Source organism: Lacrimispora amygdalina (assembly GCF_003432035.1).
In the GTDB taxonomy this organism is placed as follows: Bacteria; Bacillota; Clostridia; order Lachnospirales; family Lachnospiraceae; genus Lacrimispora; species Lacrimispora amygdalina.
Map to the genome: position 1 here is coordinate 59,809 of NZ_QOHO01000043.1, position 25,787 is coordinate 85,595.

Sequence of the window (25,787 nt, forward strand, 5' to 3'; positions counted from 1 at the left end):
GTGATATTATGTCTCATAAACTAAAAAGTGTAAGGGCATTAAATGATTTAATATTGCTCGCTATATTTCAAGACGGTACAGAAAAAATGTATGATATCAAGCAGTTATTTACTGTTTTTCCTCAACTTCGTGAGTTAGAAAGATCTTTTGATTTATTTAATGGAGTGCAGATTGACACTGGAGGATATGGAGTTTCATGGAATGATGATTTGGATTTAGACGCAGAAGAAATTTGGGATAACGGAATTAATACTGAAAAGAAACATTTAATTGACATCAAGCAAAGTTTTGCCACTAAGCTGATTTCAGCAAGAGAAATTTGCAATATAACACAAAGGGATTTGTCTAAAAGAGCAGGGATTACTCAGGGAGATATAAGTAAAATTGAAAATGGAAATGCTAATCCATCATTGAGTACGTTAGAAAGACTAGCGGAAGGACTCGGAATGAGAATTGAATTTAATTTTGTAGGCAAGTGAGGAGGTATCGTTATAAACAATTGGGATAATAAGAGTAGAAATGATAAAGACTTTGTAGAAAAAGAACTTGCTGATTACGTCGTAAAGTTTTCTAAAGAAATAGACAAAAATAATGCTAGTCAGATTGCCAAAGATATCATTAAATTAATTGATTGGGATAATTCAACCTTAATGCACAAGGGATTGTCGTGGATTGCCAAGAATTACTTAATTCAACAGAAGATGATTTAATGGAAAATTTAACAGCATAAAGAGAAGACAATAGTAACAGGCATAATTATTTTGAGGTCGGAAATGGTTCCTGACGCACTCTGTAAGGAGTACCTGAGATGATGGATACACCGCCCATCCAGAATAATTATGCTTTTTCTATCTCCATTTATAAATATGTAAAGACGATAAGTTATTCACTATCGTCTTTTTCTTTTTGTTCGTCGCGTTGTATCTTGTCAGCATATAGGAGTAATCGGCTTACTGTTGGATCATCAGATATGATGATATCGTTGGGGGTACATTCCAAGACTCTGCAAATTGACTCAAGGATTTCAAAACTTATACTTGCAGTTTTCCCATTATAAATTGCATTTATAGTGGGATACCCAACATTAATAAGCATAGAAAGCTGGTGACGATTAAGATTTTTTTCTTTCATTTTATCTTTTATATTTAATCTCATTTTTATATACCTCACATTAGAAAGTATAACATATAATAAATGGAAATTAAATACATATTTGGCATTATAATGTTGACATTATAATACAGACGTAGTATAATGGTAAATATCAAAGGTAAATATAGTGATGATTACATATCACTAAAAGAAAGGAGGACATATGGAACTTCATAGATACGATATTATAGAGGCAGAAATTGAATATGGAACAGGTTCAATACAGAAAAAGAAACGTCCATATGTGATTGTGAGCAATGAGCATGGTACATCAAATGCTCAGATTATCACTATAATGCCTTTAACACATATCATTAAAAAGGAATATTTGCCAGTACATGAATGCATAGAAGCAGAGTCAGAGAACGGATTATCGACTTACTCTATGATTCTAGGTGAACAACCACAAACCATATGTAAAAATGAGGTAATTCGAAAATATGGAACCGTCGTGGATCAGAAACAGAGAAATATGATTAATAAGGTTTGCTTTAATACATTTTTCTATGGTGAGAAAATTGATTGGGAGGAGATATTCGCATGAACGAAGATTTTATAGTGGTTTCAAAAGAAGAAGCGATTAAAAAAATAATGGAAGCTCCTGGTGATACAGTAATTATTGGACGAATTTCCATTACAAGTCCAGCTATGCATTATAGTCATGATAAACCGGTGAGGGGTAAGAAGAAGGACGGAAAACTGCTAATAATAGCCGCCAATGAAATAGAATATCAAGATAATAATTGTTTTGGAACACTCTCTCTACATGGAATTAGAAAGGAGAAGGAGGATGAATCAATAATTCATAGCATTTTGTTTCCCCAAAAAGAATAGAGCAAACAAATGTTCGAAAAAAGCTTAAAAAGTAATTGACAGAAACATATGTTCGGAGTATAATCAAAAACAAGTCAAACAAACGTATGTTCGGAAAACAAAAATTGCAGCCTACCTAGTATCATCGGTATTGGCGTACCTCCACTAGTTAGACTGCAATTTTTCAAAGTTAAGTTTTACATAAACAATCATATTAAAATAAGATTATTTAAGAAATATAGCAGAACGCTATACCTGATTATATTTTACATAACTATTTCGTAATAGTCAAGTATTTTCAGGTGAATCAGCGTTTCTGCTAAGAATTTCCACATTTTAAAAAGAGAATTATATAACATAGCCGATTGGTGTAGTGGTAGCACAAGACAATTTGAATGTCTTGGGGTGTGTTCAATTCGCACATCGGCTGTTAAATTACCCGTAAATCGCACTAAAACATCTATAGGAGGGATGTGATATGGAAAGTAGAAGGCAAAATTACAATATTGAAGATCTCATTGAGAAAATGGACGAAAATAAGCTTACATTTGATTATCCCATTCAACGAGATGGCGGACAGTTTGATAAAGATCAAAAGGCATTGTTAATTAATACGGTATTTAATGGATACCTTATTCCAGAAATATACATAATTAAAGAGGGAACAGAGGATTTCTCTCCCATGTCGGTATTAGACGGTAAGCAAAGACTTACAACATTATACGATTTTAGCAAAGATAAGTTTGCTCTTCCAAAAGATGCAGATGATGTTGTTATTAAAACGGTATCTTTTGATGAGGATAAGAACCCAGTCTTTGAAGAAAACACATATGTTGTTGCTGGGAAAAAGTTCAGCAAAATAGATCCTGCTTTACAGAAGATTTTTAATAAATACAAAATTGAAGTAAAACTACTTGCTGGTTATACAGATGAACAGATTGAAGAACAGTTTTATCGCTTAAACAATGGGTGCGTATTCACGAAGTCCCAGAAGGCCAATACAAAACTTGGTACAGATGTAGCCGCCAAAATTGAAGAGATAAAAAATTGTGACTTCTTTGAAAATAGAGCCTCATTTACCAACACTCAGAGAAAACGTGGTGAAGTAACAAGCTGTATCTTACAGACTATGATGTTGTTGTCTGGATTCGAATATAAGAATTTTGGTGCCAATGAAGTGTTGAGATATGCAAATGAATTAAGTGAAAATCCAGATTATGAGTTGATTGCACGTACAAAGGAATTGTTTGATAAATTATTTATCTTGTTGCCTGAATACAACAAGGAGATGGACAAGCAGTTTAAGAAAATACATATACCATCAATGATTATGAATTTAGCAACTGTTGAAGATTTAGACGTTGATTATGAGTTGACAGACGATGAATACACGGAGTTTTTAAGTAAGTGGTTTGAAGTTTGGATTGAAACATCTGGATACATGGATTTTTGTGGACAAGGTTCTACCAGCAAATCGAAAGTCGAGGGTAGAGTTGCGACGATGCAGAAAGAATTAAGAGAATATATAATACAGTTATCAATGGAAGGAGAAGCAAGTAGTGAGAGCAACCAAGATGAAAATAGCGGATTTAAAACCGCATCCTAAAAATGCTGAAATATACGGATACAACGAAGATGTAAGCGATTTGGTGGAAAAAATCCGTAGAAGCAAAAAGGTTCATACTCTGACGGTTAATTCAGAGGGATATATTTTGGCCGGCAATAGCAGATACAAAGCTTGTATAGAACTTGGAATCGGAGAGGTCAATGTAGAAGTTATCGACTTTGAAACACCAGAGGAAGAGATTGAGTATATTATCAATGACAATGCTACTAGAGAAAAGACGGTCGAGCAGAAGTCAAGAGAGGCCAAGGCATTAAAAGAAGTTGAAGAGGCTCTCGCAAAGAAAAGACAGGCAACGTCTACTGGAGGGGTTAGACCTCAGCTTGTGGCAGTTCCGCCACATGCTGTAGAACAAATAGAACAAGGAAAATCCAGAGATATTACCGCAAAAAAAATAGGATTGCGTTCTGGCAGAGAAGCCGATAGAGCCATAAATACGATAAAGGTCATAGATAAACTGGAAAATGAAGGCAGAAAAGAAGAAGCAGACTTGGTTCGGGCAGTTTTAAATAAAAGAAGTGTCTCTACTGCCGAAGAGCTGGCAAAAAATATCGACAAGGTAGATATACCTGAAGATGATATTGAGCTAATTAAAATGGGAAGAAAAAGTCCTTATTCATACATTGAGTCTGCTAAAAAGAAGGACAAGGAGCCAGAAACTCCTAAACAGGAAGTTCCACAAGTAGATTCCACTGAATTTTTAAAAGGAAAAACCACAAAAGAGATTATTGATAACTATGTCAATAATGGTGCAATCATCAAGCCAGGAACAAAAATAGAGAAAAGTAAGTTATTGGAGAAATTAGAGAAACATATTAATGTTTTTTCTATGGGTATGGTTGAGTGCATGATGTATCAAAAAGAAATTCATCAGTTCACGGAGAAAGATATAGATGAACTAAGAATATGCTTCAATAAAATAATATCCGATTTAAACGGATACAAAAATTTATTTCTAGGAGGAAAATAATATGGGAGCAACAGCGGTAAGAAAATTAGCAAAGAGTATCGACATGATGATTAAGGCGGGCGATAGCAGCCTTGTGATTTATGACAGGATCGGATTTGACAAAGAATTTCCTAACATCTTTGTATGTGTAGGAAAAGTGGACATCAGGACATTAAAGAATCCGGTATTCCAAAGAAAAATCGATCCGTTAAGAGTTGAAAACATTAAGAAGAAGCCGTCTATAGTGAGGTTAGATCCTATTACTATTGCTATTGATGATAATGGAGATAGAACTACATGCGATGGCAACCATAGAACTAATGGTGGTATTGCTGGTTTAGCAGAAGGATATTGGGATGATCCATTTGTACCGTGTAAGATTTTGTATAATGCTACTGATGCGCAACTCTCATATTTATTTGCTACACAGGACGAGAATAAGAAAGCGATAGACAACCCCTCTCAGTTAAAGGCATTAATCCTTGCGGAGGGTGAGAATCGGGCGCAGTGGGCGGTTGATATGAATAGAATCGTCGAAGAAGAGGGTCTTACCTTTGGATTCGGTGAAAATAGAAATAACAATGTAGGAAAGATTGTTGCCATTTCGGCTATTAGGAAAGCTTATCTGTCAACATTAGATGAAGACAATTTCAGAAGAATGTTGCGTATTATTCGTGAAAGTTTCGATAATGGTACACGAAAAAATGCTTGTTCTGGAAGAATTATCGATGGCTTATCAACATTCTATTCAGAATTTGGCGAAGAAATTGACGATAAACTTCTTGTAAAGAGATTAAAAAAGAAATCTCCTGATACACTCATCGATGACTTTAATAAATTTAAAACAAAGTTAGATTCTAAACGTCAGTACCTTAAACCACTTACAGATATTTACAATAGTGGAAAATCAAAAGCAGACAGGCTTGATTACTTATAAAGAAAATTTACATAAGGGAAATATAATGAACAGTTGGCTATATTGGTATTATGCATGGTGTTTAAAACGTATTAGCGAGTCTCAGAATACAAATACAATTTCAAAAGGAGAATAATAAAATGGGAAAGCCAAGAAAAGACAGATTTAAAAATAATATGGAGATTTCTTCATATAATGATAGGAAGTTCAAAGAATTTAAGCGAATCAACAGCGAAAATATCGTTGATATTCCGGTGGACAAAATCAAGTTGCTGTCACAAATACATATTGATGGACTTCGTAGAAATGATATGTCAAGGCATATTAATTATTACAAAACTAACGAGCTAAGTATTGGCAGCGTCGTTATTGTCCAGCCTGACAAAGATGGATCTGGTAATTATAATCTCATTACAGGTTGGCGAACATATGTGATTGCAGATGGAATTGGACAAGATACCGTAAAAGCCATAGTTGTTAATTGTAGCCGTAAAGAGTTAAAGAAAATGCTTGGTTGTGTAGTTCCTTATAATTATGTAAGTACAGATGAATTAAAGGTGACGGACAAATTTTCCAAGAGTACCGTTTCCTCTGAGAAGCTCAACACCATCAGAGAATATGATGAGAAATGTCATCAGCCCTACAAACCTATTGTGGTTGATGCAAATGGCTATATTATCGACGGATACGCCCAGTACGTATATAATAAGGCAGCTGGTATTAAAATGAGCCAGGTAATAAGGAAGCAGATTGAATTAGATGTTGCTGTTTAGAAATTCTATTTGACGGGCATATACGGACATGCTCTGTATATGTCTATCTCCTTGGAGGATTGCAATATGATATGTAGGTTGTGTAAAGTAGTAATGACCTCTGGTACGAACTATGATGGGAATAATCGTAGAAGATATGATGAGTGTCCGAAGTGCCATGATAGGGTCTATAATAAGGGTAAGAATTTTCAAGAAATATTACATAAAGAAATAGAGAATAAGAAAGATAACGTACCGTCAAAGTTTGGCCACCGCGCCGGTACGTTATCTTGTTCAGCAACCAGATAATAACGAGATTACCAGGTGCATTCTTATTATATGTGTTTTTCTGGTTCAAATCAAGTGTTTGTCTTATATTTCCCCAATTTTCAATAGGTAGGTGCATAATGGAGAACTTCGAAAGAGAGCAAATAGAAAAAGAATATTTGTCCAACGATATGCGAAAATTGAATAAAATCTGCAAATTTCTGATACTAAGAAAAAACGTTCCTCAAATGTATGAAGATGATTTGTACAGTATCGCTAGAATAACATTCGTAGAAAGTTTGAAAACGTTTGATTCCTCTAAAAAGTGTAAATTCCAAACCTACTTTATTGGGAATGCTTGGAGGGCCTTTTATGATTGGACAAGAGATAATACTCGTTGGAAAAGATGTAATTTGCAAACGGATAAAGACGGAAAAATTGCAAGGGACGAGAAAAACAATCCTATTATTATCCCAGACATATCTATTGATGCACCTACGGAAGATGGAGTTGATTTATCTGAAAGAGTAGCTTCTAGCTTTAATATAGAAGAAGAACTGTCAGAGGAGTTTGGATATTCAAATGATGATAAGATTCAGAAATATTTTAGTAAGCTCTCAAAATTGCAGAAACAAATAGTCATGTATCTTACAGAGGGTTACGATTCAAACGAGATTCAAGGCTTATTACATATTGATAATAAAAGATATTTAGATAACATGAAGGCAATTCGTTCTTACGAAAACATCAAAGTATTAATGTAAAAATGGGAGGATATAATCGTGGCAAAGAAAATCAGAAAGCAAACTTTAGCTTTAAAGTCATACTTGGATAAAGTAAACGAAGAAGATATTAGTGACAGTCAAGACGTTCAGCGAAAGTTTTGCTGGGACAAGAGTGCAATCAACGAGTTAATTGTCACTGTTCTGACCGACGATTACATTCCTCCTATTATCTTAGGAGAAGAAGAACTAGGCGAGAGTTTGGTTCAGCAATACATCGTTGATGGTATGCAAAGAAGTTCCTCGCTGGTTTGGTTCCGTTATGGTAATTATGAAATTTCATCTGCAATAGAGAATAGTATTATTGAGTATCAGGAAAAGAAAATTGAGAATGGAAAGGTTTGCAAAGATGATGAGAATAATGTCATCTGGGAATCAAAAAAATTTGACATCAAGAAAAAGACTTTTGCTGAGTTACCAAAAGTTTTGCAAAAAAAATTTGATGATTACCAGATTGAGATAGCAATTCACCAGGACTGCACCATGGAACAGATTTCGAAATTGGTAAGGCGTTATAACAATCATAAGGCTATGAATGCTGTACAGAAGGCATTTACATACGTAGATAATTATGCCAGAAAAATTCGCAATATCGTGGATTTGGATTTCTTTAAAAATTGTGGGGATTATCCAGAGGTTGAAAAACCAAAAGGAACCTACGAGCGTGTTGTCATGGAATCTGTTATGTTGATGTTTCATCCTGATAAGTGGAAAAAGATGCCTAAAGATATTGGAAAATATCTGAATGAAAATTCCTCCGATCAAGAATTTGATACTTTGAAAAATTTGTTGAACCGTTTGGAGAATATTGTAGATGACAAGTTTCATGACATTTTTAACATAAAAGATTCTTTTATATGGTTTGCACATTTTCATAAGTGTGCACAGTTTGGATTGTCAGATAAGAAGATTGAAGAGTTCTTAACCGAATTCCAATCTAACTTACATAATAAAACCTTTGCTGAATATGAGAATAATTCATTCGATACGATTGATAACGGCAAGGGGACAAAAGACAAAAAGGTTATCATTCAGAAATTGGACATGCTTGAAAAGCTGATGATAGAATTTTTGCATTTTGACACTGAAATAGAAGATGAAAATATAGAGGAGGATAATGAACCGATGACAGATGAACAGTTTATCAATGAAAATGTTGGTATAGATATAGATTTAGTGTATGAAAATATGGACTTGTATATTGATTCACTTGATGATTTGTTGGACAATACGGTGAAAATTGGATCAAGGTTATTAGAACCTGACAATCGGCAGTCTTTGTTGGCTATGGTTGCCTATTCCTATAAAGAGGACAAGGACTTAGACGATTGGCTGACAGATTACTCCGGTAACAATAATACATATTTTATGGATCAAAAGCAGAATTACTTACATATGGTAGAGAGCCTTGAGGAATACAATCGAGTGTTGGACAAGCAAGCAGTTTAATGATTGGCGTGAAAGGAGAATAGCCATGTACATATTGACGGACGGTAAAAATTATGTGATGAAAAATCCATTACAAGAGGGCAAATATATCAGCACCACTTCACCTATAGATGCATCAGAATTTACATATAAACAAGCGAGAACCTTGTTACAGAATAAGAAATCGGCTATTAAGTGGATTCGTACATATTATATGGTAGACAAAGACACCGGAAACAGAGAGGAAACGAACGTAAACTACCATGGCAATGGTGGTGTTTACTGCGAAGAAAAGGATATAGAATTTGATTATAGTGTTATAGAGAATATCAAATCAGAGGTAACTAATATTATTGGACTGGCCGCATGGGATATCAATCAACTCAAATCTTTTAATTCTGTACTGAGTAGTGGATTATCCTATTATGATTCTGCAATTTCGGATATCCGACATGCTAGACTGGACAAGCGCCCTCCGGCTCATATTAGAACTAAAATTGACGGAATCCTTAATGACTTAGAGGAGAAACGACGCGACATCAAACAGACCATGAATTATGTTGATGTTCTGATGAGAGCTATTACTCAGCAATGGACTATTGGAAAAATCAAGGCTGAATTGAGTGCTGCCAAGTATGTGCCGTATAAGGGTAGAACAAAGTATTATGATTTGGTTGTGGAACTGTTGGGATGAAAACGGAATTTCAATGGAGGGTAGAAGGTGGCAGAGTTACAAGTAAAAGATATTAAGAACAAAGAAATAGTTTATGGGTGTGCATATAATATTGATTTTGATAGGCATAGTTGGTATGGAGGGCAGGTAGTACATAATATATGCAAACCAGTCAAAGGTATGGTTAAGAAACCTGAAGATAGCTCTTCATATGGACGATTTTATCTTTTAAAAAGAGATGGATCGGCAAGGCAGTCTGGTATGGTTTCTACTGGATCAAGATGTTTTGCGAGAACATATGAAGAATGCATAGAGATTTACAACCAACTTATAAGGGATAAGATGGAGAAATTAAGAAAAATTGCAGATGATTTGGAAAAGGAATTGTTGGCATGAGGCGGGTAAAAATATGAGAGTAAAATTCAGAGGCAAAACATTAAATATCAAAAATAATAGCAAGAAGCGTAACGAATTCTGTGCTAATTGGAATCATTACGATATCGAAGTTTTTGAAAATGATTATCGGAATGTTGGAGATCATGGAGAATATTGGAAAGCACATAGATTTTATGTCTGTGCAACAGAACCAATGGGGTCGACCATAGTTGACGGTTCAGAAGCTCCTACACAGACAAAATGTCTACAGATAGCGTTTGATAATATTGATTTTGACTTAAAAGAAAAAGAAGAAGTGGTAAATCAAAAGACACAATACGATGATTCTGATTGGGTTGACGAAATTGAATACTGGCTTAAAGAAATGAGCTATTGATTGGAGGTAGGGAAATGAATTTAGAAGAGATTTTAAAAGAAATCTATAAACAAGGATTGCAGAAACAGGTGTATATGACTCTTCATTCGGCTGTCATGGAAGATTATAAATTCGTGGTTAATGAGAATAGAGAGTACGTAGCTTCACTCACGGCAATTAAAAAGATAAACAAGGGTAGGAATGAAGCCATTGATGCTCTGTGTAAAAGGGATTAAGAAATGTTAGATTGGAAGAAAGACTGTGAATTAAAAAAGGCGATTACTGTGCTTATGCAACACGAGATCACACCGCAAATCTATGAAGAAATATTCAACCAAGAAATGGAACGTATTCAAATAGAAGAATTTTACGAACCGTTATACACGCAGAATTAATTGATAAATTGGTTCCAACAAGAGTTGTTGAGATGTGGGGAAAATGCAGATATACAAGAGATGAGGATATGGCATTTTATATTGCGCAGCGTTGGAAAAAGAGTCTTCCTATATGTGAATATGGAGTAAACATCATTAATTATAATAAAACATGGAAGCACATTGTAGAAGATGCCAAGTCTTATGCTGAGAAGGAACTCTCTGAATTGCTCTATCTACAAGAACATCTACACCCAGAGAATAAGACATATTATGAACGATCAATAATTGAACTTAGAGACATAATTTGTGGTAAATATGACTTAACTAAAGTACCAAAGAAATGAACCTTTTAAGGTTGAAATAGGAGGAATAACAAAATGAATATATTAATAGTAGGCATTGCTTTATTTGTTTGCTCGATATTTCTTCTATATAGAAATCAATACGTGTTCAACAACAGATCAGATATACGAGAAGCCATAGCAGACTACAATCTGGATCAAATATTACATGGAAATTATAAAGAAAACAAAATACCATACGATTGTATGGAGGATTATTTCAAGACATTGTTTAGGCTGTTTGATTTTAGTAATAAAAATATCGTAACAAACGAAATCTATAAAAAAATAGAGAAATACATATAGAGTTAAATTGGTTCTTTTAATTGAAAAATAAAAAAGAGAGGTAATAGAATTGGAAGATAAATTACAAAGATTTGATGATTGTATGAATGCAATTTTACGATTAAAAAATGATTGTAGAGCATTATATGAAATACCTGTAGATTTATTAAAAATTGATGAAGATTATCAAACACCGGAAAGAACTCAAAGGAGTTTAAAAAACTTAATTGATAATTGGGATGAAAATAAATTAGAGCCAATAACAGTTGTACCACATGAAGATGAAGGAATGTTTTACATAGTAAATGGATTTGGCAGATGGACGGCTAGCCAAAATTTAAAAAAGCCAAAAAAATATCTTTCTTCAATTGTACTGCTAGGATTATCACATGATAAAAATAAAAGAAAGATACAAGAAGCAGAACTTTATGCTTATCAAAATAGAGAGTGTTCCAAAATGACTCCAATACAGAATCATGGAGCATTGAAGATAATTGGAGATTGTAACGTATTAATGTTTGAACGGTTAAGGAATAAATATGGATTTGATTTTGGGTTTGGTAAAAAGACAAGTAAAAAGCTAAACACAATTGGAAGTTACTCAGAAACACTGAACATGATTAAATCAAGAGAAGAATCTTGCTTTGATTTTATATTTTCAACACTAATTTTATGTGGATTTAATAAAAAAATAAATGGATATTCGACATATGTTTTAAGAGCAATGAGAGACGTGTATGATAATTACGGTAATAGTGAAGATGTTATAAACGCAATTATAAAAATATTAAGAGGAATTACTCCTGAACAATTTAAAGCGTATTCTATTTCAAAATATCCAAATCTCGAATATAGAAGTGCTTGCACGATGTATTTAGAGGATGAAGTTTGTAAAATAAGCGGCAGAAAAAAGGCTCGTTATATCAATGGCAATAAGATTAAATCAAATTGAAATTATTTTAAACCAAATTATATAACGGAACAGAGACAAAAGAAATGATAAAAATAGATTTAAAAATATTTTTTGACATGAAATAAATTTTTCAAAGGAAAATTAAAAACATATAAAGGAGAATAATATTATGGAGTTTATTAAATTTAAAGAGGAATTACAAAAGAGGTTTACTGAAATAAGCAAGGACTCGACACATTTGTTTGAGGTAAATGTGGACAAAGACGAACTATGGAACACCTATCTTGATAGTTTCCCGGCTGGCACAAATAAGATTTTTAGAGAAAGAAGAGAACATGATTGCAGTTGCTGTCGCCAGTTTATCAAGAATATTGGTAATGCGGTAGTTATCAAAGACAACGAGGTACATACAATTTGGGAATTAAATCTCGGAGATAAAATATATCAGTCAGTATGCGAAGCTTTGGACTTATTTGTAAAATCACATATGGTGTCTGATGTTTATGTAAGTAAATTTAAAAAAATTGGTACTGACTTCAACTATGAAGATATGAACGGTAAGATGCATAAATGGGATCATTTCTTTTTAGAACTCCCGGACAAGTTTTACGACAGAAGTTCACGGTATGAAGGAGATATTAAAGGCGGATTTAGAGATACTAAAAATGTGTTCAAGCGTTCGTTAGATGAAATTTTCATGGATTCTATTGATACGGTTTTAGAACTGATTAATTCCAATACTCTTTACAAGGGAGAAGAGTGGAAAGCTGCTTTAGGTGAATTCCGGAAATATAAAAAGGAATTTGACAAATTACAAACTGAAAAAGAGAAAGAGAAAGAGTTATTTGCATGGGAAAAATCAGTAAAAGCAGGTGGGGCAATTGGAAGAATCCGCAATCACAGTATTGGAACACTTCTTGTAAATATCAGTGAAGGAATGGATTTGGATCTTGCGGTTAAGAAGTATGAGCAGATTGTAGCCCCGTCAAATTATAAAAGACCAAAGGCAATTTTTACAAAGAAAATGCTTGAAGAAGCACATAGAACCATTACAGAACTTGGATACATGGATTCTTTACAGAGAAGATTTGCAAATCTTGATGATATTACAGTGAATAATATTCTCTTTTCCAATAAAGATTCTGCGAAACGCATTGGTGGAATGAGTGATATTTTTGGAGATATGGCTAAAGATGTAGCTGTAAGTCCGAAGCGATTCTCAAAAGTTGAAGAAATTTCAGTAAAAGATTTTGTAGAGAATGTTCTACCTACTGCAAAAGAAGTTGAAGCATTTGTAGAAAATAAACACGATAAGAACTTTGTTTCCTTGATTGCCCCTGTAAATTCAGAAGCCAAAACAATGTTTAAATGGAATAATGGTATGAGCTGGGCATATACAGGCAATATCACAGATAGCGATATTACGCAAAGAGTTAAGGATGCTGGCGGTAGAGTTGATGGAGCACTTAGATTTTCTCATAGTTGGAACTATGATGGTATGAGAAATGGATCGTTGATGGATTTACATGTGTTCATGCCTGGTTCTAATCAAGATGTGGTATTCAAAAATGGTAAAGAAATTCATGATAATTATGGAAATAATGAACGTGTTGGGTGGAATCATAGAAATCACATTGCGTCTGGTGGCTCGCAGGACGTTGATTATACAAATGTTGCTCCCGTAGGGTATATTCCAGTAGAAAACACAACGTTCCCGTCAATCGATAAATTAAAAGAAGGGGTGTATATATTCAAAATTCATAACTGGAATCTAAGGAATCCAACAAGCGGAGGGTTTAAGGCAGAAATTGCATTTGGAGGAAATGTATACAAATTTATTAGAAGAGAGCCACTGCAAAATAAAGAATGGGTGACGTTGGCTAAAATAGAATTGAAAAATGGAGAATTTAAAATTATCGAAATGATGGATAATGATACCACTCCGATTGACATATGGAATGTTAGAACAAACCAGTTTGTTCCAGTTTCTGTTATCTGTTATAGCCCTAATTATTTTGATGAGCAGGATGGTATTGGTCATAGACATTTATTTTTTATGCTGAAAGATTGTAAAAATGGAGAGGAACCAAACGGATATTATAATGAGTTTTTAAAGAACGAACTAGTTGAACACAAAAGAGTCTTTGAGGCACTAGGGGCAAAATGCCATGTAGAAGATACAGAGGATCAGCTTTCAGGAATCGGATTTAGCATGACAAAACGTGCAGATTTAGTAGTAAAAGTAAAAGGCGCCACTGAAAGAGTTATGAAAATTAAATTTTAAAATAAAAGGAGAATGTGATTATGAGTAACGTAAATTTATTTGAGGTAGCAACTAAAACAAGAATGAGGTTCCCGTACAAGGGTAGTATATCGGTTGAAGATTTATGGGATCTTTCATTAACAGCACTGGATTCTGTGTTTAAAACATTGAATGCCCAGGTTAAGCAGTCAAAGGAAGAAAGCCTTCTAAGTACGAAATCTAAAGAAGATGAAGTGTTAGAAAATCAGATTGAGATTGTAAAATACATTGTTTCAGTGAAATTGGCCGAGAAAGCAGCAAGAGAAGATGCATTAGAGAAAAAAGAAAAGAAGCAGAAAATCATGCAGATTATGGCTACTAAACAGGACGAAGCTTTACAGAATGCATCAATGGAAGATTTGCAGAAGATGTTAAATGAGTTAGGGTAAAATGATTTGGGGAGGTCAGACTCCCCAAGTTAATTTCGGGATATGAAAGATTAATTTCATGAAAGGAATGCATAAGAAAACCCAAGAAAGTAGTTATTTCAAGATAGAAAAGGAGAAAACGTATGCGAAAAGGCAAAGTAAAAATTTATTTAAAATCCGGTAGTATAATCACGATTGGATGTCTTAGCTGTGAATTTACGGTTAATCGAGATACGGGAGAGATTAATCATTGTTAAATAAGTAGACAAACATAGACAAATGTGGTACAATGTATATATCAAATAAATGGAGGTATATACATGAATAATTACAAACCAAATGAATTTGCAGAAATGATTGGTGTTTCCGTTAAAACACTACAAAGATGGGACAATGAAGGAAAGTTAAAAGCATATCGCACTCCTACTGACCGTAGATATTACACACATAAACAATATGTTGATTATATTGGAGAATCTCATACTAAAAAAGGGAAAGTAATTATATATACAAGAGTTTCAACTTCGAATCAAAAAGACGACTTAAAAAACCAAGTAGATTTTCTAAGACAATATGCAAATGCAAAAGGAATTATTGTTGATGAAGTATTTGAGGACATAGGCAGCGGACTTAATTACAATCGAAAAAAGTGGAATAAACTATTAGAAGATTGTATGTTGGGACTTGTTAAGATAATAATCGTTGCTCACAAAGACAGATTTATTCGATTTGGTTATGAATGGTTTGAAAGATTTCTAAAATCAAACGGAGTTGAAATAATTGTAGTAAATAATGAAACTACTTCTCCTGAGCAAGAATTGGTAAATGATTTAATCTCTATTATTCACGTATTTAGTTGCAGAATTTATGGTTTGCGAAAGTATAAGAAACAGATAAAGGAGGATAGTGAGATTGCTAAAGAGTTACAAGACGGAAATAAAGCCAACGCTAGAACAAATTCAAATGATAAATAAAACCATTGGAACTTGTCGGTTTGTATACAACTTCTTTCTTGCACACAATAAAGAAGTATATGAAAAAGAAAAGAAATTTGTATCTGGGATGGATTTTTCCAAATGGTTAAATAACATCTATATCAAAGAAAATCCTGAGTATTCGTGGATAAAAGAAGTAAGCAGCAAATCAGTAAAACAAAGTATTATGAATGCTGATAGAGCCTTTAAAAGATTTTTTAAAGGACAATCAAGATTCCCTAATTTTAAGAAAAAGGGAAAGTCTGATGTAAAGATGTATTTTGTAAAAACAGACGCAAAAGTAATTATTCCATGTGAAAGACACAGAATTAAGATACCTACTATTGGATGGGTGAGGATAAAAGAAAAGGGTTATATTCCAACGAATCCAAGTACACACATAATTAAAAGTGGAACTGTTTCTTGTAAAGCTGGAAGATATTACGTTTCTGTATTAATCGAAGAACAAGAAAATCCACAGTCAGAATTAAACGATTTTGGTATTGGAATAGATCTTGGTGTAAAAGATTTTGCTATTACAAGCAATGGAATAACAAAGAAAAACATTAATAAATCATCAAGATTAAAGAAACTAGAAAAACAATTAAAAAGGGAACAACGCTGTCTTTCGAGGAAATACGAGGACTATAAAAAGCGTTCAAAGAAAGGAGAAGCTACTAGACAAAATATCCAAAAACAAATAGCCAAAGTACAAAAACTTCATCAAAGAATAAATACTATTCGTACTGATTATATCAACAAAAGTGTAAATGAGATAGTAAAAACCAAACCGTCTTATATCACGATTGAAGATTTAAATGTATCTGGAATGATGAAAAATAGGCATCTTTCTAAAGCAGTTGCTTCACAGAAGTTTTATGAGTTTAGAACGAAATTGGAAGCAAAATGCAAAGAAACAGGAATTGAATTAAGAGTTGTAGATAGATGGTATCCATCAAGTAAACTTTGTCATGAGTGTGGATGTATCAAAAAAGATTTAAAACTTTCTGATAGAGAATACATTTGTGAATGTGGGTATCGTGCTGATAGAGATTATAACGCAAGTCTTAATTTGAGAGATGCAATAACTTACAAAATTGCATAATAAAAGTAAATGTAAGTATGTACGGTTGGCTAGACCGGAATTTACGACTGTGGACTATACAAGAATCTGTGAGTAGATACTGATTTGTCAGATTGAAAGCATATAGGATGAAACAGTAAAATTCTCGATATGGATATATTTGTCCATATTTTGAGTAGCAGACTATACTGGATATAACATTCAAAGCCCCGACAGTTCATTTGGGATTGATGTTCGCCAGATTGAGGCTTGGGAATACATTAAATAAAAGGCGTAATATAAAGCAAACTGTTAAAACACGTCTTTCCTCGGAAAATAAAAATAAAGGAGAATACAATAGTATGAATTTTGGAGAAGCAATTGATAAATTAAAAAGTGGTAAAAAGGTTGCTAGAGATGGCTGGAATGGAAAGAACATGTTCATCGTTTATCAGAAGGGGTATCCACAAGGAATTCCTTGTAATAAGCAAACGGCAGAAGCTTGGGGAATGAATGAAGGTGAATTATTTAAATGTGAGCCATATTTGCAGATTAGAATGGTTAATGGTTCTCATTCTATGTGGGTTCCATCAATAAATGATTGTCTAGCGGAAGATTGGGACGTGGTAAATACCAATTAAACTTCGATTTCAATTCAACGGAGAAAGACAGGTAGGTGATAAAATTTTGAGATTTTATTATGTTAATGACTACGGCGACTCTGGCTATTTTACTTTGAAGAAAACTGAAATACCAAAAGCTATAATGTCGGCATGGAACATTGAAGCAGAACTTAGTATTGTTCTGGGAAAAATAAGTAAATATCAAGAGCGGTGTCAGTTGATATTTTCGTCAGTAGATGATAATGAGTTTAACAACGAACTTCTTAAAGAGTACGGACTTTACTTAAAGGATGGCGAAAAATTTAGAGAATTACATTATTTAGTAGATGATACTCTTGCATGGGAGCCAGACAATTATTATGATGTATTGCAATTAAACTAAAGAGGGAGGACATTATATTGAACAGATTAGAGAGTATAAAGGCAATGCACAATTATTTTTCAATTTATGAAAAAGATCATAAATGGAATTGTATCCGAGAACAATTTGAACAAGAACGAAAGGAGATGAATAAAAAGATGAGGAAGGACGCATACGATGCTTACGCATCACTTACAAAAATTAACGATATAACGCCACTTGTATTTGCATCTAGTCAAAATCATAAAGAAAAAATCACGGATGTAAATATTATCGTACCGGATAAAGTTGTAGAGGTGACATTCGGAGATGGCTTAAAAGAAAAGGCGGTATGTCAAGCTGATGATGTATTTAGTCTTGAACAGGCAATTACAATCTGTCTAACAAAGCACCTTATGGGTGGATCTAGTAAATATAATAACACTATTAGTAAAGCAATCAAGGATTATGAAAAGAAACTTAAGGGAATTGAAGACGATAAAGCAGAGAAAGAGAGAATAGAAAAGAAGAAAGCTAAGATATTAGCATCTAAGCAGCGTAGAGAAGAAAGACGTAGAGAAGTTGAAAGAGCAGAACAAATTGCAATTCAGAGAGAAGCTTATATTCAGGCAATGGATTATTTGAGAGCGAATGAAACCAAATAGGGATATACTGTATATAGAAGTAAATACTTGCTTAATTACTATATGTTCACAGGATAACACATTGAAATTCCTGCTTCATCCAGAGAATAAATAAGTATCACCATCAAATTGGTTTGGCGGCTAATGAGATGGTCAACAAGTTTTAATGTTTGCATAAATTCATATCAATTATAAATTCCAACATTTTAAAACTGAACAGAGAATATCTGTGCGGGTGCTGAAATAGCTCACCCTTGGGAGAGTTTGTCCATAAATAGCTATTTTGACATAGAAGTTTATATAGAGTGAGTTTCTATGTTCCGCTTGGAGACAGGCGTTGAAGTTATAGATGTTTTTATATTTTACATATTTAACATACAAAAATTTTAATTAACGGAGGTAATTTATTTAATGAAAGAATTAAAAAATGTAGTAACGGTAACAGGTGAGTTGGTAAAAAACAATATTGAAGAATTTCAGACTAAAAAGGGAGAAGACGCAATCGGTGGAAGTCTTGTATTAAGAACTTCCGATGGTAGTGAGCATGAAATTAATTTATTCGCCTATAAGTTCAAGAAAGATGAGAACAAAAATTTCACGTCAGAAGAAAGTTATTTCTATAAGCAGTACAGTGATGCGAAAGAAAATCTCAAGGATATCGAACACTGTTCAGAAGGGGAGAGACCGGCGATTGTATCCATTACAGATGGTTCATTTAGAGTAAATGATTTTAAAGGAAATGATGGAAGAGTAGTATCAACTAATAGAATTTCAGCTAGATTCATTAATAAAATTGAACCAAAAGATTATGATTCGACAGTATTAGAATCAAAGTTTGAAGTTGAAGGAGTGGTAGAGTCAATCAAAGATGAGATTATAAAAGATGTTCCTACTGGTAATTTGATTGTGAATATGATGGGAATCGGTCAGACTGCTGACGGGTTCGGAAAAGATGCAGTGTATACAGCCGATCATTTAATTCCAATTAAAATGACAGTTGACAAATCTATGGCTGCTCCATTCAGAAGTGCAGGTTATTATGATGGTTGTTATACCAAATTTGTTGGAACGGTTATTAATTCTGTTGAAACAGAAGAACAAATTGAAAAGGTTGCTTTCGGTGATGATATTAAGCACTTGGTTAAAACATATGTACGTAAGAATGAAATTAAATCTGGGACTATGCCAACCACAATTTTTGAGCATGAACTTACCCAGGAAATTGTTGATGCATTAAGAGCAAAGAGAAAAGCCACTATCGCTGAAGTTGCTAGTGGCCAGTCAAGGCAGGAAGAATCACCTTTCAAGCCTGATACGTCTACACCAGCTCCTCAGACTACATACAATCCATTTGCTCAGCATTAATACAAGGATAACACATCTTAACCCCTATCTGGATTTTTCAGATAGGGAACAACTAACAAAACATAATAAGAAGATAAAGGAGACTTAGTTTTATATGTATATTAATTTAAATGATTTAACACCAAATAAAGTTTCTATTAACTTGAGTCAGTATTCAACGATTTGGATGGGTGATACAGGTGTTGGTAAAACTACTACTCTGATGAAATTTTTAAAAGAATTATCACCTGACAAAGAACCATTTTTCTTAGAGTTTGAAGATAGATATCAAAATATACCTGGGATTATGGCTGTTAAAATTGATACAATGTCAGATTTTAAGTCAGTCATTGGTCAGCTTAGAAATCCAGTGTTTAAAGAAAAGTTTTCGTGTATTATTGTAGACACACTTGACAAGTATGAAGAATTTTGTGAAAGATATGTTCTTGAAAATCGAGATGCTGAAATTCTTAAAGATGTGGGGGGATTTGGCGAGGGATCACTTCGTTTTAAAAGTGCATTGAGGAATATTGGTGTAATTCAGAGCCTTGGTTATACAGTACATTCAATCGCTCAATCTTCCCATAGTAAGGATTTTGATACTAAAAAAGAAAGTGATACGTTAAAACTTAACAAAAATACATTTTCCTATTGTAGAGAATCAGCCTATCTAGTGGGGTATATGTGGAAGGACAGTAAAGATGAAAGATATATTACATTCAAGAAAACTGATAAATACCCTGATTTAAAAGACACATTTGGATTGCCTGAAAAAATTAATGTAAAAGAATTAAAGACAGTTTGGACAAAGGCTGTGCAAGATCTTGGCGGTGATTTTACAACCAAAGAAAAGACTATTGACAAGAAACCAGTAGCTGAAAATTTCGAAGAGGTCAAAGCTAAAGGAGTTGAATTAGGTAGCTTGTTATTCTCAAATGGACATGCTGCCGAAGCTACTGCTGTTTTACAAAAGAACCTTGGTTTAGATGACAATGGTAATGTCAAAATGTTTGATTCATTAAGAGATAGTCAGATTGATCTTACAAAAGTTATTGTGATGGAGTTACAGGAATTAGTAGACAAATTTGCAATTAAATAATGATGGGGAGGATTAATCCTCCTCGCTTTTTAAATAGGGTGGTGAATAATGGCTAGACTAGCGGTATGCAAAGGATGTGGTAAATCACTTCAACCTGATGAAAAACACATACATAATTCAAAATCATATTGTTCTGATTGTTATTCGTCCATAAAAAGGTATTCAGAAGAATATAAAAGTTTAATAGAATTTATATGTGTGAATTTTGAGTTGGATAAGCCAACTGGAATAATGTTTAAGCAAATTAAAGAATTAAAGGATGAATTTAATTATTCCTACGCTGCTATGACTTATACATTGTGGTATTGCAAAGAGATTTTAAATAAAACTCTTGATAAGAAATACGGTATGGCACTAATAAAATATTACTACGATGAAGCTAGAGAATATTACGAACAACAAGAACGTTTAAAAAATCAAGTTGCTAAATTAGAAAACTCAACGGTTATTACTAGGAAAATAAAGCAGTCAAATTCTAAAAGGAACAATAGCGTTTCATTAATAAATTTAGAAAAATATTGAATGGGGTGAGATAAATAGTTTTCAATCAACAAGTAGACAAAAAAGCAATTTTCTTATTATTCGGTTGTTATTGCATAAATCCAAGATTGATATTAGACGAAAAGCTATCTACTAATGAAAATGATTACCCTGAAAATTTTCACAAAATGATTTGGGGGGCAATGGCTAATATTGCGAAAAAAGGAAACGTAGAGAAAATAACATCTCTTGATATAGAAAATGAAGTGTCAATTTTTGAATCAGCTTCTTTGTTATGGAAAAATAATAATGGTTGGGAATATATAGAGGAAGCCATTAATATGGCATCTGACAAATTAATGAATGTTGGAAGATATTATGATGATGTAAGAAAATACTCTATAATCAGAAATGCATCAGAATCATTAAAAATAGATGTTGGTTTTATTTATGATGAGACTGATGATATCAAGATGGAAGCATTCAATAATCTTACAAGTAATGATGTACTTAATGCAATCAATAATAGATTCTTGGATTTTAAATCATTATGGAAAAATGCATTTGGTGATAATTTTTCTTTTCATGTTGGTGATGGCATAAAAAACAGATTAGAAGAACATAAGCGTCAAGAAAATGTTTACGGTTATCCTTTTCAATCAGGATATCTCACTACTATTTTCAAGGGAATGCGAGAGAAAAAATTCATTATTAGAAGTTCTATATCAGGTGGGTCAAAAAGTAGAAATGCTATGGCAGACGCATGTAATATGGCTTGTGATAGAATTTATGATTGGAATAAACATGAGTGGAAACCAACGGGTCAAAAACAACCAGTTCTGTTTATTTCCACGGAGTTAACGAAAGAAGAAATTCAAGATTGTTTATTGGCTCATATAAGCGGAATAGAACAAGATAGAATTGAAGAGTGGAGAGATATTGGTGAAGAGGAAGAATGTGTGTTACGTCTTGCCGCTGAATATGTAGCAGAATCATTGTTATATGGCGAATACATGCCAGATTTTACAATTGATACTATAAGTGAAACCATTGAGAAATATGTAATAAATTTCAATATAATTGCTTGCTTTTTCGATTATATTAATGATTCACCATCTTTATATGCTTACTATTATGAAAAGACTAAGTCAAGATTAAGAACAGATCAGATTTTATTTCTATTTAGCAATTCACTAAAGCTCGTATGTAATAAATATAACATATATCTTGGTTCATCTACTCAGTTGAACGATTCCTATAAAGATGATGCTAATAAAGATGCCGGTGCGTTAAAAGGTTCAAAAGCTATTATAGAAAAGGCGGATGGTGGAATTTTAGCGTTACCGGTGACACATAAGGACATAAAAAAGTTAAAACCAATTTTAGAATCGGAAGGAAGATTTGGAACACTTACACCTAATATGTCATATTACATATTTAAAAATCGCGGTGGTAAATGGAAAACTGTAATTGTGTGGACAAAGATAAATTTAGGTACTATGCGAGAAGTTGACTGTTTTGTAACTGATTATAACTTTGAATTAATTACTGATATTGAAAGAACTGTAATTGATTTTGAATTAGATGATGTAGGAAATGTAGGAATCATAGAGACTGATAATTCCGATGTATCAGGCACTGACTTAGCAACAAAGTTATCGAAATAGGGAGGTATGAATGACCACCCAAGAGATTAAGGAAAAGCTATCAGATGAAGATGTAAGAAAATTACTCTTAGAGATGGGAGCTGATTTCTATTATGAAGATGATGACATGTGGATAACTAATACTATATGTCATCATGGTACAAAACCAAAACTTTATTATCATAAAGATTCAAAGTTGTTTCATTGCTATACAGAATGCGGACAAATGGATATATTTGATGTTGTCATGGGATACAAGGGGTATGAACAGGAAGAGTTTCAAAAAGCAATTAATTGGATTTGCATTAAATTAAACATTGATAATTGTGAATATGGATTCGGAAAGCAAGAACAAATTTCTGATTGGGAGTTTATTCGAAAGTATAAAAAGAATTCCAGGAAAGAAATAGAGACAAAATCCCTTGTCCCATATGACAAAAATATATTGAATATATTCCAGAAAATGTATACCAAAGATTGGGTCACAGAAGGAATATCCATTGAAACTATGGAGAAATACAATGTGTTGTATTCTACATGGCAGCAAAAGATAATCATCCCTCATTTTGATATTAATAATCAGCTTATAGGTGTTAGAGGTAGGTCGCTAGTTGATGAAGATATTGAATTGTTTGGTAAATATACCCCGTTCAAAGTAGGTAGGAGATTTTATAATCATTCACTTGGTCAGAATCTTTTTGGATTAAACCACAATATGAAGACAATTCAACGAAAAAGGAAAATCATGTTAGTAGAAGCTGAGAAATCAGTTTTTCAAACGGATACGATGTTTGGAGATGATAATTTTACAGTAGCTTTATGCGGAAGTAATTTAACCGATTATCAAAAAAGTATGTTGCTGATGCTCGGTGTCAGAGAAGTAATAGTTGCTTTAGATAAACAATATCAGACTCTGGATTCAGACGAATGTAAAAAATGGGCAAAGCATATAAAAGACAAAATAATAAACAAATTAAGTTCCTATTTTTTAGTTTCCGTAATTTGGGACACATCTGACATGTTGGAGTATAAGGATTCTCCTACCGATAAAGGAAAAGATGTTTTACTGAAACTGATGGAGAATAAGATTTATGTCGGAACGAATGATTAGAGAGGAGATGAGTCATTGAGCTTTAGATATGAGTTATTAGGGAATATATGTTTTGGGAATGAATTGGAAGATATATTAAAACTGAAAGGAATAAAAGACATACCTTCCTTTCTTAATCCTACTTTAGACAATACTGAGAGTGAATTATTGCTTGATAATATAGAGTTGGCTAGAGATGTTTATGTACGACATATTGTAAATAATGATGAGATAGACCTACTTGTGGATTGCGATGTAGACGGTTATACTTCGGCAGCAAATATATATTTGTATACAAAAAAAATAAATCAAAAAATTAAAATCAATTGCTTTATTCATGAGGGTAAAATTCATGGATTACAAGACAAAATTGACATAATTTCATCAACCAATAGTAAACTTGTCATCGTACCTGACGCTGGAAGTGGTGATTTGAAGGAATGTCAAGCCTTAATTAATTCGGGAAAAGATGTAATAATTTTGGATCATCATTCAATTAAAGAAGGGAGAAATAACCCAGCAATAGTTGTAAATAATCAATTATCTCCCAGAGTATCAGACAAGGCAATGACAGGAGTAGGTATAACTTATAAATTTACGAAATTACTTGATAAGCATTTTAAAGTAGATTATGCAGATGATTACCTGGATTTAGTTGCACTCGGCATGATAGGTGATCGAGCAGATGTTCTAAATTTACAGACCAGGTATTTGATTAACGAAGGTCTGAAACTTATGAGAAATATGACTGGAAAGAATAAGCTGATAAGAACATTAGTGGAAGCTCAAATGTATGCTATGAATAATAAAGTAACATTGAATAGTGTAGGATTTTACATATGTCCTTTAATAAATTCTATGATTAGATTAGGAACTTATGAGGATAAGAGCATTCTGTTTGAGGCAATGTGTAATTCTGATAAAAGTCTTGAAAGAAAAGTACCAGGAAAAGGAATGGTACGGATGAGCATTCAAGAATACACGTTGAGGGCTTGCCAGTCTACTAACAGAAAGCAAAAGAAACTTACAGAGGAGAGTGCAGCTGTTTTATCTGAAAGTATCAATTTATATGGATTAGACAAGCTACCTATTTTGATATGCAACGCTGAAGATAAAGTAGATAGTAATTCAACTGGATTAATCGCTAATAAATTAGCAGATCAATATCAGAGACCATGTTTACTAATGAGAAGAAAAGGTGATATTTGCAAAGGTAGTGGTAGAGGGTATGACAAATGTGAAATACTAGATTTTAACCAATGGTGTAAAGAAACAAAGTTATTTAATAAGGTTGATGGCCACCCAGGAGCATTTGGATGCCAAATTACTTTTGAAAATACAAATAAGTTATTTGAAATTCTTTCTACTATGAAAAGAATAGATGAACCTACATATCACATCTACGGAATATATGAAGCTGATGTCATACACGATCAAATAATTAGGAATGTGGCAAAACATGATGACATATGGGGGAACTCAGTCAGTGAACCTATCTTCCTAATTAAAAATGTACCATGTAATATATACTATTTAAATTTACTTGGTAGTAAACAGAATAAAATTGAGTTTGAGTATCACAATATAAAATTTACAAAGCAAACAAAAGGAAGTTCTTTGAGTTCAGATTATAAGGAATTAATAGCTATTGGAGAAAACATTGAATTTGATATTATCGGCAGATTTTCAATAGATAATAAAAGTGGAAAAATGGCACAGGTTTTAGTAGAAGACTGGTTATATAGAAAAAGTAACAAGGTACAGGGGTTTGGATTCGGTTAATAAGGAGGA

Annotated in this window: 30 protein-coding genes and 1 tRNA gene; 30 read left to right on the forward strand and 1 reads right to left on the reverse strand. The window is 33.1% G+C overall.

The annotated features are described in order from the left end of the window. Positions 1-8: 8 nt before the first annotated feature. Positions 9-479 (forward strand): helix-turn-helix domain-containing protein, encoded by a 471-nt coding sequence (locus DS742_RS14295; RefSeq protein WP_117417650.1) that lies wholly within the window; start codon positions 9-11, stop codon positions 477-479. 403 nt (positions 480-882) lie between these two features. Here DS742_RS14295 and DS742_RS14300 read toward each other — a convergent pair whose 3' ends face one another. After that, a complete protein-coding gene (locus DS742_RS14300; protein ID WP_117417651.1) occupies positions 883-1,155 on the reverse strand; it encodes a helix-turn-helix domain-containing protein in 273 nt (90 codons plus the stop codon). 160 nt (positions 1,156-1,315) lie between these two features. Between DS742_RS14300 and DS742_RS14305 the strand changes: the two genes are divergently transcribed. The 29 genes from DS742_RS14305 to DS742_RS14445 all read left to right on the forward strand — a co-directional run bounded on the left by DS742_RS14305 (position 1,316) and on the right by DS742_RS14445 (position 25,778). Then, the gene (locus DS742_RS14305) at positions 1,316-1,696 is read left to right on the forward strand and encodes a type II toxin-antitoxin system PemK/MazF family toxin (RefSeq protein ID WP_117417652.1); all 381 of its coding nucleotides are present in this window, start codon (positions 1,316-1,318) and stop codon (positions 1,694-1,696) included. Further along, on the forward strand, positions 1,693-1,986 hold the full coding sequence (locus tag DS742_RS14310) for a hypothetical protein (protein ID WP_117417653.1): 294 nt from the start codon (positions 1,693-1,695) through the stop codon (positions 1,984-1,986). The genes DS742_RS14305 and DS742_RS14310 overlap by 4 nt, the downstream gene beginning before the upstream one ends. 338 nt (positions 1,987-2,324) lie before the next feature. Further along, a tRNA-Gln gene (locus tag DS742_RS28870) sits at positions 2,325-2,395 on the forward strand. A 48-nt stretch (positions 2,396-2,443) separates the two neighbouring features. Further along, positions 2,444-3,571 carry a DUF262 domain-containing protein gene (locus tag DS742_RS14315; RefSeq protein ID WP_117417654.1) on the forward strand — a complete coding sequence of 376 codons (1,128 nt, stop codon included), beginning with the start codon at positions 2,444-2,446 and terminating at the stop codon, positions 3,569-3,571. Next, the gene (locus DS742_RS14320) at positions 3,525-4,559 is read left to right on the forward strand and encodes a ParB/RepB/Spo0J family partition protein (protein WP_117417655.1); all 1,035 of its coding nucleotides are present in this window, start codon (positions 3,525-3,527) and stop codon (positions 4,557-4,559) included. The genes DS742_RS14315 and DS742_RS14320 overlap by 47 nt, the downstream gene beginning before the upstream one ends. Before the next feature lies 1 nt (position 4,560). Continuing rightward, a complete protein-coding gene (locus DS742_RS14325; RefSeq protein WP_117417656.1) occupies positions 4,561-5,475 on the forward strand; it encodes a DUF6551 family protein in 915 nt (304 codons plus the stop codon). Between the two features lie 119 nt (positions 5,476-5,594). Then, entirely contained in the window at positions 5,595-6,227 is a 633-nt protein-coding gene (locus DS742_RS14330; RefSeq protein ID WP_117417657.1) for a hypothetical protein, read from the forward strand. Positions 6,228-6,613: 386 nt separating this feature from the next. Continuing rightward, positions 6,614-7,237, forward strand: coding sequence for a sigma factor (locus DS742_RS14340; RefSeq protein ID WP_117417659.1), 624 nt, complete (start codon positions 6,614-6,616; stop codon positions 7,235-7,237). Between the two features lie 18 nt (positions 7,238-7,255). Then, complete coding sequence (locus DS742_RS14345) at positions 7,256-8,704, forward strand: DUF262 domain-containing protein (RefSeq protein WP_117417660.1); 1,449 nt, start codon at positions 7,256-7,258, stop codon at positions 8,702-8,704. Positions 8,705-8,729: 25 nt separating this feature from the next. Beyond that, entirely contained in the window at positions 8,730-9,377 is a 648-nt protein-coding gene (locus tag DS742_RS14350; protein WP_242996483.1) for a hypothetical protein, read from the forward strand. 27 nt (positions 9,378-9,404) lie between these two features. Then, positions 9,405-9,752 carry a hypothetical protein gene (locus DS742_RS14355; protein ID WP_117417661.1) on the forward strand — a complete coding sequence of 116 codons (348 nt, stop codon included), beginning with the start codon at positions 9,405-9,407 and terminating at the stop codon, positions 9,750-9,752. 13 nt (positions 9,753-9,765) lie between these two features. After that, a complete protein-coding gene (locus tag DS742_RS14360; RefSeq protein WP_117417662.1) occupies positions 9,766-10,128 on the forward strand; it encodes a hypothetical protein in 363 nt (120 codons plus the stop codon). Positions 10,129-10,142: 14 nt separating this feature from the next. Next, positions 10,143-10,343: a hypothetical protein gene (locus DS742_RS14365; RefSeq protein ID WP_117417663.1), complete on the forward strand. Its 201-nt coding sequence runs from the start codon at positions 10,143-10,145 to the stop codon at positions 10,341-10,343. Between the two features lie 227 nt (positions 10,344-10,570). Continuing rightward, positions 10,571-10,828 carry a hypothetical protein gene (locus DS742_RS14370; protein ID WP_147325796.1) on the forward strand — a complete coding sequence of 86 codons (258 nt, stop codon included), beginning with the start codon at positions 10,571-10,573 and terminating at the stop codon, positions 10,826-10,828. Between the two features lie 33 nt (positions 10,829-10,861). Further along, complete coding sequence (locus DS742_RS14375; protein ID WP_117417665.1) at positions 10,862-11,131, forward strand: hypothetical protein; 270 nt, start codon at positions 10,862-10,864, stop codon at positions 11,129-11,131. 49 nt (positions 11,132-11,180) lie between these two features. Next, complete coding sequence (locus tag DS742_RS14380; RefSeq protein ID WP_117417666.1) at positions 11,181-12,062, forward strand: ParB N-terminal domain-containing protein; 882 nt, start codon at positions 11,181-11,183, stop codon at positions 12,060-12,062. Positions 12,063-12,192: 130 nt separating this feature from the next. After that, positions 12,193-14,307, forward strand: a complete 2,115-nt coding sequence (locus DS742_RS14385) for a hypothetical protein (protein ID WP_117417667.1) — start codon at positions 12,193-12,195, stop codon at positions 14,305-14,307. A gap of 20 nt (positions 14,308-14,327) precedes the next feature. Next, the gene (locus DS742_RS14390; RefSeq protein WP_117417668.1) at positions 14,328-14,714 is read left to right on the forward strand and encodes a hypothetical protein; all 387 of its coding nucleotides are present in this window, start codon (positions 14,328-14,330) and stop codon (positions 14,712-14,714) included. A 299-nt stretch (positions 14,715-15,013) separates the two neighbouring features. Beyond that, positions 15,014-15,667 carry an IS607 family transposase gene (locus DS742_RS14395; RefSeq protein WP_117417669.1) on the forward strand — a complete coding sequence of 218 codons (654 nt, stop codon included), beginning with the start codon at positions 15,014-15,016 and terminating at the stop codon, positions 15,665-15,667. Beyond that, complete coding sequence (locus DS742_RS14400; RefSeq protein ID WP_117417670.1) at positions 15,597-16,772, forward strand: RNA-guided endonuclease InsQ/TnpB family protein; 1,176 nt, start codon at positions 15,597-15,599, stop codon at positions 16,770-16,772. The genes DS742_RS14395 and DS742_RS14400 overlap by 71 nt, the downstream gene beginning before the upstream one ends. 320 nt (positions 16,773-17,092) lie before the next feature. Beyond that, positions 17,093-17,371 (forward strand): DUF2829 domain-containing protein, encoded by a 279-nt coding sequence (locus tag DS742_RS14405; protein ID WP_117417671.1) that lies wholly within the window; start codon positions 17,093-17,095, stop codon positions 17,369-17,371. Between the two features lie 46 nt (positions 17,372-17,417). After that, positions 17,418-17,735 (forward strand): hypothetical protein, encoded by a 318-nt coding sequence (locus DS742_RS14410; protein ID WP_117417672.1) that lies wholly within the window; start codon positions 17,418-17,420, stop codon positions 17,733-17,735. A gap of 17 nt (positions 17,736-17,752) precedes the next feature. Then, positions 17,753-18,358: a hypothetical protein gene (locus DS742_RS14415; RefSeq protein WP_117417673.1), complete on the forward strand. Its 606-nt coding sequence runs from the start codon at positions 17,753-17,755 to the stop codon at positions 18,356-18,358. Between the two features lie 390 nt (positions 18,359-18,748). Further along, positions 18,749-19,702, forward strand: coding sequence for a YorF family protein (locus DS742_RS14420; protein WP_117417674.1), 954 nt, complete (start codon positions 18,749-18,751; stop codon positions 19,700-19,702). 94 nt (positions 19,703-19,796) lie between these two features. Next, positions 19,797-20,780: an AAA family ATPase gene (locus DS742_RS14425; RefSeq protein ID WP_117417675.1), complete on the forward strand. Its 984-nt coding sequence runs from the start codon at positions 19,797-19,799 to the stop codon at positions 20,778-20,780. 48 nt (positions 20,781-20,828) lie between these two features. Beyond that, positions 20,829-21,302: a YorH family phage-derived protein gene (locus tag DS742_RS14430; RefSeq protein ID WP_117417676.1), complete on the forward strand. Its 474-nt coding sequence runs from the start codon at positions 20,829-20,831 to the stop codon at positions 21,300-21,302. A gap of 161 nt (positions 21,303-21,463) precedes the next feature. After that, the gene (locus tag DS742_RS14435; RefSeq protein ID WP_170313467.1) at positions 21,464-22,927 is read left to right on the forward strand and encodes a DnaB-like helicase C-terminal domain-containing protein; all 1,464 of its coding nucleotides are present in this window, start codon (positions 21,464-21,466) and stop codon (positions 22,925-22,927) included. 10 nt (positions 22,928-22,937) lie between these two features. Then, a complete protein-coding gene (locus DS742_RS14440) occupies positions 22,938-24,017 on the forward strand; it encodes a hypothetical protein (protein WP_117417678.1) in 1,080 nt (359 codons plus the stop codon). Between the two features lie 15 nt (positions 24,018-24,032). Next, complete coding sequence (locus DS742_RS14445) at positions 24,033-25,778, forward strand: DHH family phosphoesterase (protein ID WP_117417679.1); 1,746 nt, start codon at positions 24,033-24,035, stop codon at positions 25,776-25,778. Positions 25,779-25,787: the final 9 nt, after the last annotated feature.

Bases quoted from the DNA above. Each gene is read 5' to 3' on its own strand.
- DS742_RS14425 (WP_117417675.1), top strand. From the start codon at position 19,797: ATGTATATTAATTTAAATGATTTAACACCAAATAAAGTTTCTATTAAC.
- DS742_RS14350 (WP_242996483.1), top strand. From the start codon at position 8,730: ATGTACATATTGACGGACGGTAAAAATTATGTGATGAAAAATCCATTA.
- DS742_RS14330 (WP_117417657.1), top strand. From the start codon at position 5,595: ATGGGAAAGCCAAGAAAAGACAGATTTAAAAATAATATGGAGATTTCT.
- DS742_RS14395 (WP_117417669.1), top strand. From the start codon at position 15,014: ATGAATAATTACAAACCAAATGAATTTGCAGAAATGATTGGTGTTTCC.
- DS742_RS14340 (WP_117417659.1), top strand. From the start codon at position 6,614: ATGGAGAACTTCGAAAGAGAGCAAATAGAAAAAGAATATTTGTCCAAC.
- DS742_RS14430 (WP_117417676.1), top strand. From the start codon at position 20,829: ATGGCTAGACTAGCGGTATGCAAAGGATGTGGTAAATCACTTCAACCT.
- DS742_RS14310 (WP_117417653.1), top strand. From the start codon at position 1,693: ATGAACGAAGATTTTATAGTGGTTTCAAAAGAAGAAGCGATTAAAAAA.
- DS742_RS14325 (WP_117417656.1), top strand. From the start codon at position 4,561: ATGGGAGCAACAGCGGTAAGAAAATTAGCAAAGAGTATCGACATGATG.
- DS742_RS14420 (WP_117417674.1), top strand. From the start codon at position 18,749: ATGAAAGAATTAAAAAATGTAGTAACGGTAACAGGTGAGTTGGTAAAA.
- DS742_RS14365 (WP_117417663.1), top strand. From the start codon at position 10,143: ATGAATTTAGAAGAGATTTTAAAAGAAATCTATAAACAAGGATTGCAG.
- DS742_RS14390 (WP_117417668.1), top strand. From the start codon at position 14,328: ATGAGTAACGTAAATTTATTTGAGGTAGCAACTAAAACAAGAATGAGG.
- DS742_RS14435 (WP_170313467.1), top strand. From the start codon at position 21,464: ATGGCTAATATTGCGAAAAAAGGAAACGTAGAGAAAATAACATCTCTT.
- DS742_RS14375 (WP_117417665.1), top strand. From the start codon at position 10,862: ATGAATATATTAATAGTAGGCATTGCTTTATTTGTTTGCTCGATATTT.
- DS742_RS14385 (WP_117417667.1), top strand. From the start codon at position 12,193: ATGGAGTTTATTAAATTTAAAGAGGAATTACAAAAGAGGTTTACTGAA.
- DS742_RS14370 (WP_147325796.1), top strand. From the start codon at position 10,571: ATGGCATTTTATATTGCGCAGCGTTGGAAAAAGAGTCTTCCTATATGT.
- DS742_RS14300 (WP_117417651.1), bottom strand. From the start codon at position 1,155: ATGAGATTAAATATAAAAGATAAAATGAAAGAAAAAAATCTTAATCGT.
- DS742_RS14315 (WP_117417654.1), top strand. From the start codon at position 2,444: ATGGAAAGTAGAAGGCAAAATTACAATATTGAAGATCTCATTGAGAAA.
- DS742_RS14360 (WP_117417662.1), top strand. From the start codon at position 9,766: ATGAGAGTAAAATTCAGAGGCAAAACATTAAATATCAAAAATAATAGC.
- DS742_RS14305 (WP_117417652.1), top strand. From the start codon at position 1,316: ATGGAACTTCATAGATACGATATTATAGAGGCAGAAATTGAATATGGA.
- DS742_RS14440 (WP_117417678.1), top strand. From the start codon at position 22,938: ATGACCACCCAAGAGATTAAGGAAAAGCTATCAGATGAAGATGTAAGA.
- DS742_RS14295 (WP_117417650.1), top strand. From the start codon at position 9: ATGTCTCATAAACTAAAAAGTGTAAGGGCATTAAATGATTTAATATTG.
- DS742_RS14405 (WP_117417671.1), top strand. From the start codon at position 17,093: ATGAATTTTGGAGAAGCAATTGATAAATTAAAAAGTGGTAAAAAGGTT.